The sequence below is a fragment of the Cellvibrio mixtus subsp. mixtus J3-8 genome (genome assembly GCF_000766945.1).
Lineage (GTDB): Bacteria > Pseudomonadota > Gammaproteobacteria > Pseudomonadales > Cellvibrionaceae > Cellvibrio > Cellvibrio mixtus_A.
Genome location: NZ_KN266207.1, coordinates 208,820 through 227,240, shown reverse-complemented (window position 1 = coordinate 227,240; position 18,421 = coordinate 208,820). Strand labels below are relative to the sequence as shown.

At 44.9% G+C, this 18,421-nt stretch carries 14 protein-coding genes; 5 read left to right on the top strand and 9 right to left on the bottom strand.

The features are described 5' to 3' along the window. Positions 1-126 precede the first annotated feature (126 nt). Positions 127-1,329, top strand: coding sequence for an AraC family transcriptional regulator (locus A596_RS06070; protein WP_052417284.1), 1,203 nt, complete (start codon positions 127-129; stop codon positions 1,327-1,329). Positions 1,330-1,375: 46 nt separating this feature from the next. Here the strand turns inward: A596_RS06070 and A596_RS06065 are convergent, their stop codons facing one another. The 5 genes from A596_RS06065 to A596_RS21980 all read right to left on the bottom strand — a co-directional run bounded on the left by A596_RS06065 (position 1,376) and on the right by A596_RS21980 (position 11,486). Next, complete coding sequence (locus A596_RS06065; protein ID WP_052417283.1) at positions 1,376-2,968, bottom strand: tetratricopeptide repeat-containing sulfotransferase family protein; 1,593 nt, start codon at positions 2,966-2,968, stop codon at positions 1,376-1,378. A gap of 44 nt (positions 2,969-3,012) precedes the next feature. Beyond that, the gene (locus tag A596_RS06060; RefSeq protein WP_039913260.1) at positions 3,013-4,026 is read right to left on the bottom strand and encodes a hypothetical protein; all 1,014 of its coding nucleotides are present in this window, start codon (positions 4,024-4,026) and stop codon (positions 3,013-3,015) included. A gap of 43 nt (positions 4,027-4,069) precedes the next feature. Continuing rightward, positions 4,070-6,658, bottom strand: coding sequence for a family 20 glycosylhydrolase (locus A596_RS06055; RefSeq protein ID WP_052417282.1), 2,589 nt, complete (start codon positions 6,656-6,658; stop codon positions 4,070-4,072). A 102-nt stretch (positions 6,659-6,760) separates the two neighbouring features. Next, positions 6,761-8,368: a discoidin domain-containing protein gene (locus A596_RS06050; protein WP_039913259.1), complete on the bottom strand. Its 1,608-nt coding sequence runs from the start codon at positions 8,366-8,368 to the stop codon at positions 6,761-6,763. A gap of 295 nt (positions 8,369-8,663) precedes the next feature. Further along, on the bottom strand, positions 8,664-11,486 hold the full coding sequence (locus tag A596_RS21980; protein ID WP_160280094.1) for a TonB-dependent receptor: 2,823 nt from the start codon (positions 11,484-11,486) through the stop codon (positions 8,664-8,666). Positions 11,487-11,999: 513 nt separating this feature from the next. Between A596_RS21980 and A596_RS06040 the strand changes: the two genes are divergently transcribed. The 3 genes from A596_RS06040 to A596_RS06030 all read left to right on the top strand — a co-directional run bounded on the left by A596_RS06040 (position 12,000) and on the right by A596_RS06030 (position 13,607). Further along, entirely contained in the window at positions 12,000-12,743 is a 744-nt protein-coding gene (locus A596_RS06040) for a class I SAM-dependent DNA methyltransferase (RefSeq protein WP_039913258.1), read from the top strand. Positions 12,744-12,809: 66 nt separating this feature from the next. Further along, a complete protein-coding gene (locus A596_RS06035) occupies positions 12,810-13,193 on the top strand; it encodes a transmembrane 220 family protein (protein ID WP_052417280.1) in 384 nt (127 codons plus the stop codon). Between the two features lie 51 nt (positions 13,194-13,244). After that, positions 13,245-13,607 carry a DUF1304 domain-containing protein gene (locus tag A596_RS06030; RefSeq protein ID WP_039913257.1) on the top strand — a complete coding sequence of 121 codons (363 nt, stop codon included), beginning with the start codon at positions 13,245-13,247 and terminating at the stop codon, positions 13,605-13,607. Positions 13,608-13,905: 298 nt separating this feature from the next. On the opposite strand, the gene A596_RS23100 is transcribed toward A596_RS06030, so the two are convergent. Continuing rightward, positions 13,906-14,055 carry a hypothetical protein gene (locus A596_RS23100; RefSeq protein WP_160280093.1) on the bottom strand — a complete coding sequence of 50 codons (150 nt, stop codon included), beginning with the start codon at positions 14,053-14,055 and terminating at the stop codon, positions 13,906-13,908. Between the two features lie 436 nt (positions 14,056-14,491). On the opposite strand from A596_RS23100, the gene A596_RS06020 reads away from it, so the two are divergent. Then, positions 14,492-15,049, top strand: a complete 558-nt coding sequence (locus tag A596_RS06020; RefSeq protein ID WP_039913255.1) for a GNAT family N-acetyltransferase — start codon at positions 14,492-14,494, stop codon at positions 15,047-15,049. Positions 15,050-15,069: 20 nt separating this feature from the next. On the opposite strand, the gene ypfJ is transcribed toward A596_RS06020, so the two are convergent. Genes ypfJ through lpxL form a run of 3 tightly spaced genes read right to left on the bottom strand, consistent with a single transcriptional unit; the run spans position 15,070 to position 18,242 of the window. Then, positions 15,070-15,969, bottom strand: coding sequence for a KPN_02809 family neutral zinc metallopeptidase (gene ypfJ / locus A596_RS06015; protein WP_039913253.1), 900 nt, complete (start codon positions 15,967-15,969; stop codon positions 15,070-15,072). A 32-nt stretch (positions 15,970-16,001) separates the two neighbouring features. Continuing rightward, complete coding sequence (moeA, locus tag A596_RS06010) at positions 16,002-17,255, bottom strand: molybdopterin molybdotransferase MoeA (protein ID WP_039913252.1); 1,254 nt, start codon at positions 17,253-17,255, stop codon at positions 16,002-16,004. Positions 17,256-17,285: 30 nt separating this feature from the next. Continuing rightward, entirely contained in the window at positions 17,286-18,242 is a 957-nt protein-coding gene (lpxL, locus tag A596_RS06005) for an LpxL/LpxP family Kdo(2)-lipid IV(A) lauroyl/palmitoleoyl acyltransferase (protein ID WP_039913250.1), read from the bottom strand. Positions 18,243-18,421: the final 179 nt, after the last annotated feature.

Here is an 18,421-nt window from a genome sequence, read left to right as displayed (position 1 = left end):
CATTTTCTCGATGAATTATTCGCATCAATTGCCACAATAACTGGCCTGTCATTTGCAAAATTTCTGCTATACCTACTGTAAAATAGCAGACACTAAAACCTCTATAAAAATCAGGCAAAACCCCGCATGACAACCCCTATTTTTAATTTAAACGATATCATCCTAATCCTTGCTATTGGTTTAAGCCTGGTACTGGCCTTGTATTTATTGGCATTGCCCGCTAAAAAAAGCCTTCCCAAAATCCTGCTGGCAATATTTTTTATCAGTATTTCATTCTCGGATGTGGGTGTAATGTTGATCTGGAATGAATACATCCCGCAAACCCTACTGAGCAATACCCTGGTGCCCTATCTCTATTGCAGCTCTTTATTGCTGAAAGCACCGCTGCTTTTGCTTTATGTACGCAGTATTACAGAGGAAAACTTTCATTTAAAACCAATACATCTATTGCACTTGATTCCCGCATTGCTTGCCATCGGTATTATTGCCAGTTTTGATATTGATATAAACCGTTTGAAACTGGACACCTTTGGAATGGATGCGGTCCTCTATACAGTAATTGATAGCCTGTGGTATTCACTAAAAATTATTCCCCTTGCTTATTTTTCCGCTGCATCGATTACCGTATGGCGTTATCACAAAATGCTCCGCCAACAACATTCCGATGTTAATGAAACTGCACTTTGGTGGCTTTATTACCTGACACTGGGATTCGTATTTGCCGGTGTATGGACCTTATCGCTCAGCCTGCTCGCGTATTTTTATCGCCTGCCCTTTGGTGTTACTGACAATTACCTGAATTTTATTTTACTGATTGCCTTGTTTTACTACAGTATTTCCCATGCACAGAACCTCACCACAACCAAAGAAGACGAAGACTTTGAACTGCCCGAAAAATTTGAAGCACAAAAGGAGCAAATTCCTGGCATAGATGCCAAGCCATTGGATTCAACCATCGATAAAATTATGGATGGTATAGTCAACCAGAAGCTCTACTTAAACCAGAGCCTGAACGTTGAACAATTTTCCGCTAAAATTGGTGTGCCTTATCGCGACGTTTCCTATGCGATCAATAAAACGTTTGGCACTAATTTTTTTGAATTCATTAATTCCTATCGAATTGAAGAATCCAAACGTTATCTCGCGGATGAAAAATACAAGGATATGACGATTATGGATATCCTGCTGGAGTCAGGCTTTAACAGCAAATCTGCATTCCAGCGTTTTTTCAAACGCCTGGCAGGAACCTCACCCACCGAATTTCGCCGCGAGGCATTGCGCACGGCGCATTTTGCAAAGGAGCAGAATCCAGAATCTGCCAAAAAATAAAGGAATGATTAGAATGTATACAGGGTGATTGTTCCTGGATAGGATTTTAATTATTCGCTCGCAAGCCTGCTTCACCGAGTATTTTTATCACTGGTTCCAAATGATTGGAATAGCGCTGCCACTGACCAATCCCGGAAGCCGTGATAGGCTGCCGGACCTGTACTGCACTGGCGGTAGCGACCGGCTTGTCATTTTTTTCGATGTGCAAGCATGCTTCTTCCCAAGGCAACTCACAAAAATCCAATAACTTGCCAATCTCTTCTTCAGGGTTTGAAACCAGTGCTTCGTAATTCGCCCGATAAAAATTGCCGGGATATAAAGTTAGTAATAAATCAGCCAGTTTCCTGAATTCAAGATAATAATGTGCCGCGTGCTCAAGATCCAATGAGTAAGCAAATGTGAAATCCTGGAAGCTAAACAGTTGGCGATAATTGCTAACAATCGTATCCAGAGGGTTGCGGTCCAGGCATATCACTTTTGCCGCCGGTAGCGCTTCCATTATCAACCCTGCATACAGAATATTCAGTGGCAATTTGTCCACAAGGAAAGGTTTATCGCCTGCAAGATAATCCGTGCTTTCGATATAGGCTTTCCCTAATACATTAAAATCCATACGGGCAAAACTATCGATAAAATCAGCCGCAATAAATTCACTGTTTACACTGCCAATTAACCGTTTGAGTGCAATGGAAAAATTATACAGTTCACCACCGGAAGCGACTTTACTGTGGCTGGAAATAATCCGTTCAACAAGCGTAGTGCCCGTACGTGGCATACCGGCAACAAAAATGGGACGATTATTAACAAATCCGTTCTGGGTCCGCTTCGTTTTGGCTAAATAGAATCCAGCCAGCTTGTTAAAAATAGATTGATCGCGAGAAAAATCGTAATTGAGTTGGGTGGATTTTTGTTGCTTGGCTCCTTTCAACACTGTAATAGCGTCATCCCACTGTTTTAATGCTTCCAACTCTTTGGATAACGCATGGGCAATACACAAACTATCATCGGAATTTCCGGTCTTTTCCAACAGCTCGCGCAAACGTGTAATGTGATTTTGCTGAGCGGTAATGCCACCCAGGCTGGTTAAAGCTGCATGGGCTTTAAAATAATCCGGTTTTAGTGTGATCGCACGTTCATAGGCGTTGCGGGCACCGGCAAAATCCCCACAAAATTTTAGTGTTGATGCCAGGTTAAAAAATACTGCTGCATTGGAGCCATTACATTGTATGGATTTTTCAAAGCATGCTGCTGCTTGTTGGTACATGCATAAACGATTGTAAGTAACGCCCATCAAATCATGCATTTCAGCAGTATGGCCATAAAGATATTCTGCGCGTGTTAATAATTCGTGGGCATAAGTGCTATTACCAATCAATACTTGCGCACGGGCGAGGTAAACAATAAATTCAAGATTATCAGGTTCCAAATGATGCGCACCGAGCAACATTTCAACCTCCTTGAGGTGATTTTTAAAATCATAGGCAATGCGGCTTAACAGGAAATAGGCCACCGCAAAGCGGGGAAAACGCGTCAGTGCATCAGTTAATAGTTGGTATGCCTGTTGGGGCTTGCCTTGAAGCAAGGCAAGCCGCGCGGCATCTTCTATTAATATTTTTTCATGATGTTCTGTTGCGCTCATGCCACATCTCTATCAATTCATATCGGGATCGTTTTTCGCGATGATTAATGGGTACAACCGTTTGCAGCACCAATACCCACATCCAAAAACTTATCATAAACAAACCAGGTGGAACCTATGACTTCAATATTTTCCTTCCAGGGTTTATCAATAGCATCGTACTGTGCCTTCCAGGATTTATACGCTTGCTGGTGCGGATTTTTTTCCAACCAACATCCCATAAACGGCGCATCATAAGTATTCTTTGGACCTTCGCTGGAAAATATGGGCGCTATTTTAACTTTACGACTTGCCGCCGCCATCCATTCAAGGCGCTCAATACCAAAGTTAACGATATCAATATCATTCGGGCGATAGTAATGGACCAAAATACGGTCAGTAACATTCGCCAAACTCACTGCTTCAGTCGCATCTACCCAGCCAATATAAATCTCTGTCGTCAGCTGGTTAGCCATAGCAACCGTTTTAAAACGCTCCAGCATGGAAATGGTAGTCGCAAATTCGGTTTTGCGATCAGGTTTGTTCCAGAATTCGTATTCAACATTTAATACATCAATACGTTCGGATGCTGGCCTGCCATTATTATAGGCAACAACGGAATCTGCCTCACCTGCATCACCTAATGCTGCACCCACTTCAGTAACGCCAGTGGTCAATTTAGCGCGACTCACCAGCGATGCAAATTGTTGTGCTTTTACCGATGTGGGGTTCATACCTTCCAATTCATAAAAAATAAGGTAGGTAAAACCCCCATCGAGAACAAATTTAAGGAATTGTTCTTCACGCTGGGCGTTGCCGAGTAATTGGTCACTTCTACCCATATGTAATGAAACATATAAGCCATATAAACTTGTTGTTGTTTCATTTGAACTCGCTGATGATGAAGCGATGGATGAAACAGCAGCAGAACTTATCGATGAAACACCTGCAGAACTGGAAACAGTACTGGATGTACTGGCAGAGATATAACTACCGCCATTATTTTTGATAGCACCGGAACCACCACCGCATGCAGCAAGAAAAATAACGCTACTGAAAATAACTAAATGACGTAACATACCTATAACCTTGTTGGTTAAATTGAAATTTAAAAACCATTTGTTAATTAAGGACAGTCGTAGCACTAACGATGGAATTTAAACGGCTGCGTAATAATATCGGGGCAGTGCCAATTTCAATTTCCTGTTGATAACTTGCCCAGTTTTTTCCCTGGTCACGACTGTATTCAATTGCGAGCCCCGGCAACGATGTGTTGGCGCTGAGTTTATTGTTGGTGCGCACAGCGCCCGGCGGTGGCAAATAAAATGCTGAACCGGATTGTTCAAGCTTTGGTAATTCTTTGCTCACCAATGTGCTGATAAATTCCCTCCAGGCTTGGTCGCGCGCTTGTGTATTGGGAACATCACCTTCCCACTCCGCTTTAAACCAGGCGCGCTCTGCCAATACAATAACCCGCGGAAAAATCATCGATTGCAGTTGCGTTTTTGTACGAATAGTTTCAGTCCATACCTGCCCCTGCATACCCAAAACATGTTCCGGTTTTGTAAGCGGCGGAAGAATGCGGCCAACCAAACCATTCAGGTTGGTAATTTCAGCTCCGATAAAAGTCCTATCGGCATTGGCGTAAAGGTTATCCGGCATAAATCCAAATACTTTGGCGAGGTCGGTGTAACGTGTTGCCCAGTGGTAGCCGCGCTCGCCGGCACTCGCTTCGTGGGGATGGTCGAAATACAAATGGGTCGCGCCGGAAATGACAACGTCGTAACCATTATTCGCCAGGCGATGGGCGCGGTCTGCCACACCTGCTTCCCAAATATTGTCCCAGGCATTGGCAATAACGCGCTTATTCAATATCTGAGCGCGATTAAACGTGTTGTTTGGGTCGTACATCAAACCATCTTCCCAGCCCATAATATCCAGGCCACGTTTACTGGTGATTTCTGAAATACGTTGCACAAAATAGGGTTTTAAATCGGCGATACCGGAAACCCCGCGATCATTGTTTGCAAATAATTGCTCGCAGGCCGGTGATGCGCTCCATGAGCCTTTACCCACTTCATCGCCGCCCATATGAAACACATTCAGCTTTTGGCCTGCGTTGCGATACATTTGCTGTAATTCATAAGTAACTTTTTCAATAAACGCATATGTGGATGGCAAACAGACATTCACCGAATTATCGGAATAACTTTGTACGGTCATGTATTGCGATTTATCCTGCGGATCGCTCAATAAATATTGTTCTGCTTCCCATTTCTTTCCGGCGGCCATCAATTTTTTGTAACGTGCTTCCATCGATTTGATTGCGGCGCGTGAGTGACCCGGCATATCTATTTCCGGAATCACTTCAATATGGCGTTGCGCCGCAAACTTAACAATGTCGGTAAAATCTGCCGCGGTTAAATATCCATTACCGGCAGCTGTTTTGCTGGGGCCATTACCCAACTGTGGCATCAGGCATTTAGTTTCCGTGAGATCAAAACAACGGAACGCACCCACTTCGGTTAATTCCGGCAAGCCGGGAATTTCAATGCGCCAACCTTCGTCTTCCGTCATATGCATATGCAGCTTGTTAAGCTTGTAACGACCCATTTGCTCAACCAATGCCAGCACAGCATCTTTGCCATGAAAGTTGCGCGCTATGTCGTAGTGCATACCACGCCATGGTGCGCGCGGCTCGTCAAATACACGCAATGCCGGAACAGATTGAACACTGGCTTTTTGCACAGGCAACAAGCTCAGGAAACTTTGCACCCCGTAGAATACGCCCGTTGCACCACCCGCTGAAATAACAACTCTTTCACCCGTAATATTCAGCTCGTAAGCTTCGGCATTGGTAAATTTTTTATCGATACTGAGTTCGATAACCTGTTTTTTGGGAATATTGGTAGTAACTGTTTTTTCCAGTAATAACCCCGAATCACGCAATCGCTGCTGCAAATAGTCAGATTCGAAGGAAAGCCCACCGACTTCTATAATTTTCCAACTGTTGTCAATCCGCGCACTGCCTTTGCTGTAAGTAACATTTTTTGGTGTAGGGATTATTTTTACGTCTTCGCTAGTTGTATCCAGCTGGTTAATGGCCAGGTTGGTTTGATAGCGGCTATTGGGTGTGACGACAGAATAAAGGTCTTTGGGAATGTCGAAACGTAAAAACTGCTCAGGCTTCACAAAAGGATCTATAAATTGTTCAAGGTTTTCAGTATCAGTATTTGCAAATACCGCGGAATCGCCTGCAGCATTGGCAATAAATGCACGCGGCATATAATCGCTGTAGCTGACAATATGGCCACGCGCTTTGTAAGGAAATTTCAATGAACTACCAGACAGCAATCCTGAAAATTTATCCGTTGGTGCAATTTCGTAAAGATCGCCTTGCAAATGTTTGAACGTGAATTCAGTGGAGCTTGTAGAAAGTATACGCTTCACTGAATGAATATAGATTTTCCAATTCGCTGTGCCTTTTGGGAGCGCAATTGCAGAATGGTTATTGAGCGTCACAATTGCATCAAACGTTCCTTCCTGTCCAAAATTACTGACCGTACCAAAACGCAATTCCGCTTTATCACCAAAATTTTTTAGGTCACCTGCCGATAGATTGGCAAATACCTGGCTCGCTGATAACGCTAACCATAAACACAAGGTCGTTTTTTTAAAAATGGCTTTCTTTAATAAGCATCGTTTCAACATTCTTTTTTACCTCTACTACAGCTCCCTGAAAAAAAACAGGGAGCCTATACATTCAGGAAACCAATCGGGTTATCGCCCGGATGGCAAATGAATGGAATATGGTTAATAGATTTCCAATTCATACAACGAGAAACCAAACGCAGGCAGCGCTTTGGTGGTGCCATTAATGCGCACGTAGCGACCCGATCCGTTTAATCCAGTATTGTTATTAACGAGATTGGTATTACCGGTGATGGAACGAAGTGTTGTCCAACTATTTCCATTGCCGGAAATCAGGATTTGGTAATCAATGGCGTAAGCCGGGTCCCAGGTTAATTTCACACGGCTTACCGCAGAGATTGAACCCAAATCGACTTGAATCCACTGTGTGCCTGAATATGCACTGGCCCAACGTGTAGTTGTTGTGTTGCCATCAACAACTTTTGCAGGTTCATAACCAGCGGCAACAAATGAAGAGGCAGTGACGGTTTTATTCAGCGCGAGATTGTTGCTTGAGCCTCCACAACTTGCAGTAGCCGTTAAAGTTGCAGCTGTTGATGTAAAGCTAGTTGGATTTGCTGAATCATAACTAATCACACGCGCCGCATAATTGGTAAAGTCTTGTGCATTGATAGTGGATATCGTTAAGGACGCAGTGCGTGCACCGGAAATATTTCCACCATCCACCAGGCATTTTCCATTTTTCAACCAGCAATAAGTTTTAGTTGTTGCAGAGCTGGCAACGGTAAATGTGCGCGACTGACCAGTGCACGCCGTTTGATTGGTTGGATTACTGATAATGTGATTGGGTTTCGCAGCATAGATTGCCGGAAAATGATTGTAGAGAAACCAATTGGAACCGATCACTTCGATATTATTTTTCCAATTACCGGTGAGTGCGTTGTAACCGACGATCCAGCTTTTAAACGCTTTATCATTAGGGTTGGTTGCTAACCAATTGCCCATAAAATAGGTTTCAGCATCATCGGTAGTGGATGGACCTTCATTGGAAAAAATAGGAATCACTTTCACTTTGCGGCTTGCACCGGCAAGGTACTGCAAACGTTCGATGCCATAATTCACAATGTCAGTATCATTTTGGCGATAGTAATGCACCAGCACACGATCCACTGCATCACCCAGACGCGCGCCTTCAGTAGCCGTAATCCAGCCGATATAAATTTCTGTGGTTAAATTATTAGCGGTGCCAACATTTTTAAAATAATTCAGTACATTAATCGTTGCATCAAACTCGGCTGCACGATTGGTGGTTGATCGCCAGAACTCGCGCTCTACATTTAATACATCAATACGTTCATTGGCGGCATGGCTATTATTGTAAGCAACGATATTATCAGCGAATTGTGATTCAGCCAGAGCTGCGCCTACCTGTTGTACACCGTACTGTGTCTTTGCACGGGAAATCAGTGACGCCAATTGTGTAGCGCGCGTGGAATTAGCAACCAGACCTTGCAAGTCATACATAATTAAATAGTTAATGCCATTGTCGCGCGCGAATTTAAGCATGGCGTTTTCTGCAGTGGCATCCCCTAATACCCCGGCGATACGTGTAGTTGAATCCAGCTTTACATACATGGCATTCAGTTCAGTACAGATATTACCTACAAAGGCATTGCAGGTTTGTTGGGCTTTTACCAGATTGGTTAACAACAATGCAGTAAAAAATAGACATGATATTTTCAACAACCGATGAGCGAATAAATTTTTCATATAACACCTTTATCGGATAAGCAAAAAATTATTGTGTGAGTTGACGTTATCTACAGCAAAGATGTGGTCCACTGCTTATTAAATCCTGATAGCTACTAAATCCTGGTAACGATTAAATCCTGTCGACTTTTACATTCTGAAAGCTATTAAATTTTTAACCTATTAACCTTTGAAACTATTAATCTTTGAAACTATGAATTTTTTAAACCCATAAATTTCAGGCAAAAGGGTAAAAAGGCCCGGCCGAAACCGGGCAAAGGAAAGTCACGACGGGAGTCACGACGAGAGTAAAAAACTAGAATTTGGCGCGCACACCGAAGGTGTAGAGTGCACCGGTATCTTCAAAACCAATGAACTGGTTTTTGTAACGGCCATATTTATTGACCGTTTCACCGGTGACGTTGCTGCCTTCTAAAAACACAGTGACATTGTCAGTCAGATCGTAACTGGCACTCACATCAAACGCGCCGTAAGCGTCGTAGTGAACGGGTTCACTACTTGGTCCGTTAGATACCCGACCGAGGAATTCAGTCCGATAGTTGTAGGCAACACGCAATTGCAGCCCATTTTTATCGTAGAAAACGGTAGCGTTTCCCGTGTCGCTGATACCTGGCAATGCAAATGTCTGGATTGCACCTGCAGCGCTGAGTGATGCATTGCTGTTTACAAACGTGTAGTTACCCGAGAAACCGAAACCATTTTCAAACACATGGGTCCAGTTAAGTTCAGCACCTTCAATCGTGGCTGATTCGCCATTTTGGGGGCGCGTAACCGTGAAGGTTTTCCAATCAGGATCTTCAACGTCAACAATGCTCTCAAACGTTTCCGGCAAACTCATCGTCACGATGTAATCATCAATTTCTTTTTTGTACAAAGCCACAGCAAACATATTGGCATCGCCGTAGTAGTACTCAAATGACAAGTCCAGGTTTTGCGATAAAAATGGTTTGAGGTTCGGGTTATTACCGCGCGCGGTGCGAACTGAGGTAGTCGTTGTACCGTATGACGTATAGGGAGCCAACGCGGTCAGTGTTGGACGAGTCAATGTCTCACTGAATGCAGCGCGAACATAAAAATCATTAGTGACTTCAAGGCGTGCATTGAGTGATGGCAGCCAATTGTCGTAATCATTTTTCATCGCCACCGCCGTGCCGGCTTCATCGGCAAAGTGCTGCACCAACCAGGGTGATGGTGGCCTGCCCGGCTCAGCGGCTTCACGCTCAAGGCCGATCAATACTTGTGTAGTGCCTGATGAGGTTAATGCGGTTTCGGTGTAACGCACACCACCCGACAAATGCAACGGCATTGAAAAAACTTCAGTGTCAGCTGCAGCATCTATATAGAAAGAAGTCACGTCTTCTTCGATAGTGGAAGAGTCGTTGGATTTAACGGCATCCCAACTATTACCATTCGCAATGAACGCTGCTTTTGATGCAATACCAGCCGGTGTATTGGCACGGGTACGGCCATCAATGTTTTCTGCCATCCAATTGCGGTAGGCAACCGGGTCAATCATATAAACATCGCCGTTGAGGCCACCGAATACGTTACCCGGTTTTAAAACACCTTTAATGATGGAATCGGTATCCATAACTTGTTGTGTTGCCAGGCTGTGGTACATACGACGAATCAAATCCGGTGTTGACCAGTATTCGGTAGTTTTTTCTGCAACCGTATTGTTCGCACCAAATTTTACTTTGGTAAGGAAGGAATCAGCCGGTGCCCATTCGAAATCCAGTTTGAATTCATGGTTATTGGCTTTGTTGTAAATACCATCGTTGGAATTAATACGTGCGCGCAAATCGCGCATGTTGGCGCTGCCCATTTCCGGTGTGATTGCCGCTGGATCTGCGTATTCCAAGGTAGGAATACCCCCATTGGACGTCATGATGTATCCGGGCCTATCCAAAAATTCCACGATGTACATGCGATCCAAACCGCGGTTATCGTTAATCGCATCGGACATGGAAATATCAGCAATCATTTTCCATTCGTCAGAAATATCCCAGGCCGCGTTTAACCCGCCCACGTTGGATTCAGTCGGACGCTCGGTAGTATTCAGTAAATGCGCATAGCCGGTGATGTTGTAACCAGCATCGTAACCGTGGTTGATCACATTGTAGAAACCGTGCTCATCAACATGGTTCAACGGCGATAACGTTGGCGCCCACATGTAAGAGCCGGTGGAATATTTTTTCGTGGAAGTATCGTACTTCGAATGGATAATATCGGCCGTCAATACCAGATCATCAGTAGCTTGTAATTGCAGCACCAAATTACCGCCAATACGCTCACGTGTTTCATTGGTAATACCCGCGTACAAACTCTGGATACGATAAGTGTCTTCTTCCAGGCCATCACCCGAGTAAGCGTAACCGCCCGCCCAACCTTGTGAAGGATTGGTGAAATTTAAAAATGGCTCTTCGGTAGTTTTGGAGATATGTTCGTTTTCAACGGTGTATTTAGCACTGGAACGTTCCTGGTAAGTCAAAGAAGCAAGGACACCGAATTTGGCATCGTTGAAAGTATTACTGATAACCAGGGAGCCTTGGGGGCTGGTATCCTCACTGTTCTCTTCATAAATACCTTTGATACTGCCGGCAGCGTGAAAGCCATCAAAATCAAAAGGACGCGCGGTTACGATATTAATAGTGCCGCCCAACCCACCCTCTTTCAGCGCAGCATTGGAGGTTTTGAATACATCAACGGTACGCACCAACTCAGAGGCGAGGGTATCGAAACTGAAGGCGCGGTCTTCGTTTTCAGTGGCGGGTGAACGGCCGTTAATTGATACCGCCGTAAAATCGGGGCCGAGACCACGGATGCTCACAAAACGACCTTCACCACCCGAGCGGTCAATCGCTACCCCGGGGATACGCTGTAACGAGTCAGCGACATTGTTGTCAGGAAATTTGCCCAGGTCCTCGGCGGTGATACTGTCACTCACCAGATCGGAATCGCGTTTTTTATCAATGCTGCGGCTTAAGCTGGCTGCGATACCGGTAATCACAATTTCTTCCAGGTTGTCACCGGCATCCGTTTCTGCGGCCTGTGCACTACCAAGTGCCAATGTCGATGTCATAGCGGCAATCACCGCCATCGACATTCTTGATTTCATGAACATAACACCGTCCTCCTCGGACCTTTTCTAGTTGGTTAGCTCTTGTAATTAATTGTCTTTTTTTGCTGGTAGTGGTCTTGTTATTGGAGCTGCTGAACCAACCCACAGGTCTCTAGCCAGTGTAGGCAGTACGAATGCACAACTCCGAAAATATTCCTTATCAATTTGTGTAGCCGGGCATCACCCATTCGCTAACTAGCGCCGGCCGGTATCTGTTTCCGATATCAGTGGAGCCATACTCGCCCGCTCCCAAAAAACCGTCGCTTCACTTTGGCGCCACACGCAAAATGCTCCGGCTCAGTTTCGGCAGAAAAGTGAATCACTTTGGTAAAGTTATGATTTTTATGGAGTTTTTTGTATTCATTAATATTGAAAAGCAAAAATGAAGCGCCGAAAAATTAGCCATGAATACGACGGGAAAGATAAAAACGTTAACTAATAGCAAGAGAAAGGGATCGTTATCCGCATCGAGGGTATAATCGCCGCACTTTTTCCGGACACCTTAACCCTATGCCCTCCACCGCTTTATATACCGACCTCTCCGCCTATTACGATTTAATGTGCGCGGATATTGATTACCGCGAACAATCACAACATGTGCGCAGGTTGCATCAACTATTGGGGAATGAAGGAAAGGAATATCTGGATATAGCTTGCGGGACAGGGCCGCATATCCGGCATTTTATTGATTTTGGGTATAACGCCAGCGGTGTGGATATTAACCAGCCGATGCTGGACATCGCCCAATTACGTTGTCCTGAAGCGAATTTTTTCCGGCAGGATATGAGTGCCTTGCAGGTGGAATCACCGCTGGATTTAATCAGCTGCTTTTTGTATTCCATCCATTACAACCAGGGCATTGCAAAACTCGCCGAGTGCATCCGGAGTGTCCATGCTGCATTAACACCCGGCGGAATGTTCTGTTTTAACTCGGTGGATAAAAACCTGATTGATAATCGCCCCGGTATCAAGCGCAACCTCAAGCAAGGTGAGAGCGATTTTTGTTTCCAGTCAAACTGGTATTATCCGGGTGAAGGTGAGCAACAACAATTGCAACTGTGTATTGAGAAAATAACCAATGGGCACACCGAGATCTGGCATGACCGGCATCCGATGGTCGCATTGGATTTTCAACAATTGCAGCAGTTGCTGGAACCATTTTTTGAAGTGCATATTTTTGAGCATGACTACCGCACTATCCTGCCCTGGAATCAAACCTCGGGAAATGCACTTTTTGTGGGGATAAAAAAATAATAAGCGGCTGGAATTCCATTACAACACTTACCACATCGACTACTGTTAATTAAGGGTTCACTCATTATGCCTGCGCTATTCACTAGAATAATTCACAGCATTTTTGCGCTTACGTTGATTGCATTTGCCTACTTGCAACTTAATGATCCCGATCCGTTAGTCTGGACCACATTCTATTTAATCTGCGCAGTTGTACCACTCCTCGAGCTGGTTAACAGGCGTAACCGCTACGTATTCTGGATTGCAGTATCGTTATGTATTATCGATTTAGGAATTTATACCCATGGCGCTTACACTTATTATTTGCATAGCAATGAAGAGGCACTGATGCAGTCCATGAACCCCGACAAGCCTTATATTGAAGAGGCCCGGGAATTTTTAGGAACGTTGATCGCATTAACTATGATTAGCATAAGCTACTGGCTTGGGCGCAAGGCAAAACACCGTTAACCACCGCCACAACAATCATAATTACACCCAACTCTACCCTGGAGCCTCGCCATGGATTTCTCGCTTGCCAATATCCTTATCGGATTAGTTGCTCTTTTGCATGTGTATATATTGGTACTGGAAATGTTTTTGTGGGAAAAACCAAGCGGTTTGCGTGCATTCCGCAACACCCCGGAGAAAGCGGCATTAACACGTGTATTAGCCGCAAACCAGGGGCTTTATAATGGTTTTTTGGCAGCCGGGTTAGTGTGGGGGTTAGTTGCCGATGAAAGTAGTTTCTCTATCAAATTATTCTTTCTCGGCTGTATTGCTATCGCTGGTGTTTTTGGTGCAGTTACAGCAGCCAGGAAAATTCTTTATATCCAAACATTTCCTGCGTGTGTTGCGATCATTTTATTATGGCTGCAAATATGAACCCGACCAACTGGCTAAAATCAGTTGTCATTTATTGGTAATACAGTGAGTTGGAAGAAAAATAAATAAGCAAATTCGTAATGTGTAGCAGGTTACTTATACCTGGTACTTACATCGGGTACCAACTGGAAGATTTGCGGCGTAAAAAACATCTGGCAATTAATTGCCTGTCTTTTTGATTGACCAGGGCGGCTGTTAACCAGAGATATTTTTAGAAAAACAAAAAAAAGATGTCGTGCATTACATACATCGACACCTTTTTTATTGTTGTTTATCTCTTAGCTGCTGCCGACTGGTCCTACCCAGGGAAAAAATGCACTATAAACGCAAACGGAATAAACAGTGCGGATAGAAGAATCAAAACTGTTAACACGCTTTCTCCCATGCCATCATTTTCAGAATTAGCATGAGCGAGTTCGTGAAGATCATGATGAGCTTCGGTTTTCATATCATCAATCCTACAGTCAAAGATGACGTGCATACTGGAAGAACTACCCAATATTTTCCAGACCAACTAAAGCCAGTCCTTCAGTAACAGATTAGCAAACTGGCTTTCGCACAGCACCGGCTTCGATAGATTGAATTTATATTAAAAGCCGCGCCAAAAGTACTAACACTGCCAAACAAATTTTTTACTAACCATTGTTCATTAGCGTTTTTAATTTCCGCTTTTATCGATCTAACTTTGTGAACCAGACTGCAAATTATTGATTCGATTTGAATAAATGTCGTGCAAATAATTTTGACTCTATTGTCGAATCGAATTCGCGATATAAGCTTCTGTACATGCTTTTTATAAGCAAAAGCCCTGCCGTTATGCCCAAAACAAAAATCGAACAACAACAAAATTAAAAATTGCAGTAGTAAAACAAGGGGAATGTACAATGATAAAAAACAGTTACATCCAACTGATCAGAAAAGAAGATTTAAACACCGATGTATGTGTGTCTATGATGATTAGTATGTACTTTGGTATTGAAATGCAATCGGCGCTTCAATGGTCCAACGAGCATCGCTATACGGAATTAATCAAAGCACAAGTGATGATTGATCAGGGAAAGTCTGAAATGTTGCTTGCCAAACTTTATTCCGGCACGCCAATTGGGATGATTATTTACACCGAAGCCGATGACAAACCTGTGCGCCGGATTGACGCACTGATTGTTAGCCGTCGTTTTCGCAATAATGGTATAGGGAAAATGCTCTTGCGTGCAGCCAAAGGTGATAAGGATTTACACACCTTCGCGCCATCCATTGCGGTGGACTGGTATGTTAAAAATGGTTTTCGGGTATTGGATAAACAATCTAATGGCACCATTGAGATGACAACAATTCCTTTCCATATCGATGTGGGCTTGAACTATTTGCAACTAAACTATCCACTACCGGTATTTGATCAGGTAGATTTACAGATCCTGCATAATTTCAAAACGCTTCAATAACGCTTCACTGACCATCTTCATCATTCCGACGACTCAGGGCCTGCAAAAGTATTGCAGGCTTTGACATCGCCGGTATCCATTCCGCGCTTAAACCATTCCATACGCTGCTTCGATGTGCCGTGGGTAAATGCTTCCGGACGGATACGACCTTGCGCTTGTTCCTGCAAATGATCATCGCCAATAGCTGAGGCCGCATTCAACGCTTCCTCCAGGTCGCCATCTTCAATCATGCGGAAATCTTTGTTGGCATAATGCCCCCAAATCCCGGCAAAACAATCTGCCTGCAACTCTTGCTTCACCGACAAGCGATTAACCGCAACCTTGTCTTTACCCTGTTGCAATTGATTTACTTTGGCCGCTATGCCCAATAAATTTTGTACGTGATGCCCTACTTCATGGGCAATGACATAAGCCTGGGCAAAATCACCGGGCGCACCCAATTTGTTTTTCATTTCCTGGAAAAACGACAAGTCGATATACAATTTATTATCGCCGGGGCAATAGAAAGGCCCCATTGCCGATTGCGCAAAACCACATGCCGATGAAACGCCATCGCGAAATAAAACCAGTTTGGGCTTTTGATATTGACGCCCCATTTGTTGGAATAAGGTTGTCCAGATATCTTCCGTATTAGCGAGCACAACGGAAACAAAATCCACCACTTCTTTTTCCCCTGCCGATATTTGTTGCATTGCCGCTTTATCCGTTGGTGGTGCAGCCAGATTCAGCACATCAATACCCAATGCCTTCAGCCCGAAATATCCCACAACACCAACCAACAATAAACTTCGCCCGAATTTGGTTTGCAATAAAAAAGGCAAAAAACGCAACAGTAATCCTAATCCCGCACCTGCGCCTGCTGACGAATAATCACGCCTGTCTTCGATATTGTCGCTACGGCGACCACCTTTCCAATCCATAATCATGGCCTCTTGTTGCAGAAAAAATAAAATCAGCGAATAAAGCGGTCAAATAAAATCACGTCCACACTTTCACCTGCAGCGACTGAACTGCGCCCGGCCTCCAACCGAATATAGCAATTCGCCTTGCCCATCCCACTAAGTACGCCAGAACTTTGCAAGCCTGCACTGCTCACCGAATTCACACCATCAATAATTGAAAAAATGCCGCGCTGGAAATCCATCCTGCCCGGTTGTTTTTTTAACGGCTTTGCTGCAACTGCTTTAATAACAATGGGTTCAACAGGATTTTCACCCGCCAGGTACCGCACCGCCGGTACCACCAACTGGTGATAGGTCACTGCGGTTGAAACGGGATTACCGGGTAGACCGCAAAACCAGCATTTTGTCGCACGCGTTTTTTCCGCGAGGCTATTTCCCAATAAACCAAAGGCAAAAGGTTTGCCCGGCTTCATCGCAATTTTCCAGAAATTAACTTCACCGAGTTCCGACAAAATTTCTTTGGTGTAATCTGCATCGCCGACCGAGACACCACCGGTTGAAATCACCAGGTCGGCATATTCACGCGCGGATAAAAAAACCTTGCGCAACGCTTCCGGATTATCCGGCACTATGCCAAAGTCTTTCACGTCAACCGGCAAGCGTTTCAATAGCGCGTGTAATAGCGGGCGATTGCTGTCATAGATTTTGCCAGGCTGATAAACATCGCCCGGCGCGAGCAATTCATCACCCGTAGTAAGTAATGCAATTTTAATACGCTGAAAAACCCGGAGCTGATGGATACCCAATGAGGCGAGCAAACCGATATCCACCGCAGTAAGCAGGTGGCCTTTGGATAACACGAGCGATTGCACCGCGATATCTTCCCCGGCGCGACGAATATTTTCGCCAACATCAGGCAATTTATTGATGCGAATGCTATCGCCCCGCCGCGTTACATTTTCCTGCATTACGACTGTGTCCGCACCGGCGGGAATTAAACCGCCGGTCATAATACGAATCGTTTGCCCTGCACGAATATCACCGCTAAAAGCATGACCGGCAAATGATTCGCCGATGAGCGTTAATTCATCGCCACCATCCTGCAGGCGTACGGCGTAGCCATCCATCGCCGAATTATCGGCGCCCGGCACATTGATTGGCGCGATAATATTTTCTGCAAGAACGCGATCAAGGCCATCGAACAGCGACACGGTTTCGGTTGCTGTGGTTGGCTCCAATGCGGCAATAATCCGGGCAATTGCATCATGCACTGGCAGTAAACCCGGTTGAACACATGCATCCATATTTACTGCCCTCATTAACATCTTGAAAAATTAAACTTGCGGACGCTCTTTGCGCTTTTTCTTGGGGGGATAAAGGCTGGGCTCACCTTCAGGCCGCGTTTTAAAACGGCGATGGACCCACAGGTATTGGTCAGGCGCCTGGCGCACCGCATCTTCGATAATTTTATTCACCCGGGTAGCATCAGCCAGATCATCACCGCTGGGGAAATTATCCAATGCGGGGTGAATTTCCAAACGATAGCGGCCCTTGGGCTCGCGGAAACAAAAAAATGGAATGACTGCGCAACCTGACATTTTAGCGATACGCGATGTGGCAACCACCGTTGCCGCCGGTACACCAAAAAACGGGGCAAAGATGCTATGGGCGGGGCCGTAATCCTGATCCGGTGCATACCAGACAATATGCTTTGCACGCAGGTTTTTAATTAACTGGCGCGTGTCACTGCGATGAATCGCCCCGTCATTCACGCGATTGCGCGCACTGGCAATCGCATAGGACATCAATGGGTTGGGATCGGGGCGATACAACACATCCGCCACTACGTGATATGCCATGATGCGCCCGCTGATATCGATCGTCGTTAAATGGCTACCGCAGAGCAAAATACCTTTGCCTTCCGCTTGTGCTTTTTCGATATGTTCCAACCCTGTAATGGTATAGCGGTTGCGCATTTTGTTTTCTTGTCCCCACAGCCCCATGGCGGTTTCAGCAATGCTCAAACCGCATGATGTAATCACCCCACGCACCATTTTCGCTTGCGCAGCGGCGTCCAGTTCGGGAAAACATAACGCGATATTGATCTCAGCATAACGTTTGCGCGAATGCGCCAGGTGATACAACAAAAAGCCCAAAAACCGACCAATCGCCTGGTTTAATGCTACCGGCAACTGGGCGATAAACCAGAAGAAACCCAGTGCCAACCAGGTAGGCCAAAAGCGTGGTTTTAAAAAACTGCGATGGAATTGGGGGGATTTCGATTTATCCAAGGGGGACTCTCTTTTATCAAGGGCGCTGCGATCAGTAAAGCTTCACAAACGCCAACCAGCTATGGGCTGCGATTATAGCCTTGCATGAGACATCTACCCAAGGAGTTGGTGCGACTTGATTTAGCAGAGTATTAGGGACTTGCACCACAGAAGTATCCTGCCGATAATCAGAACCGATA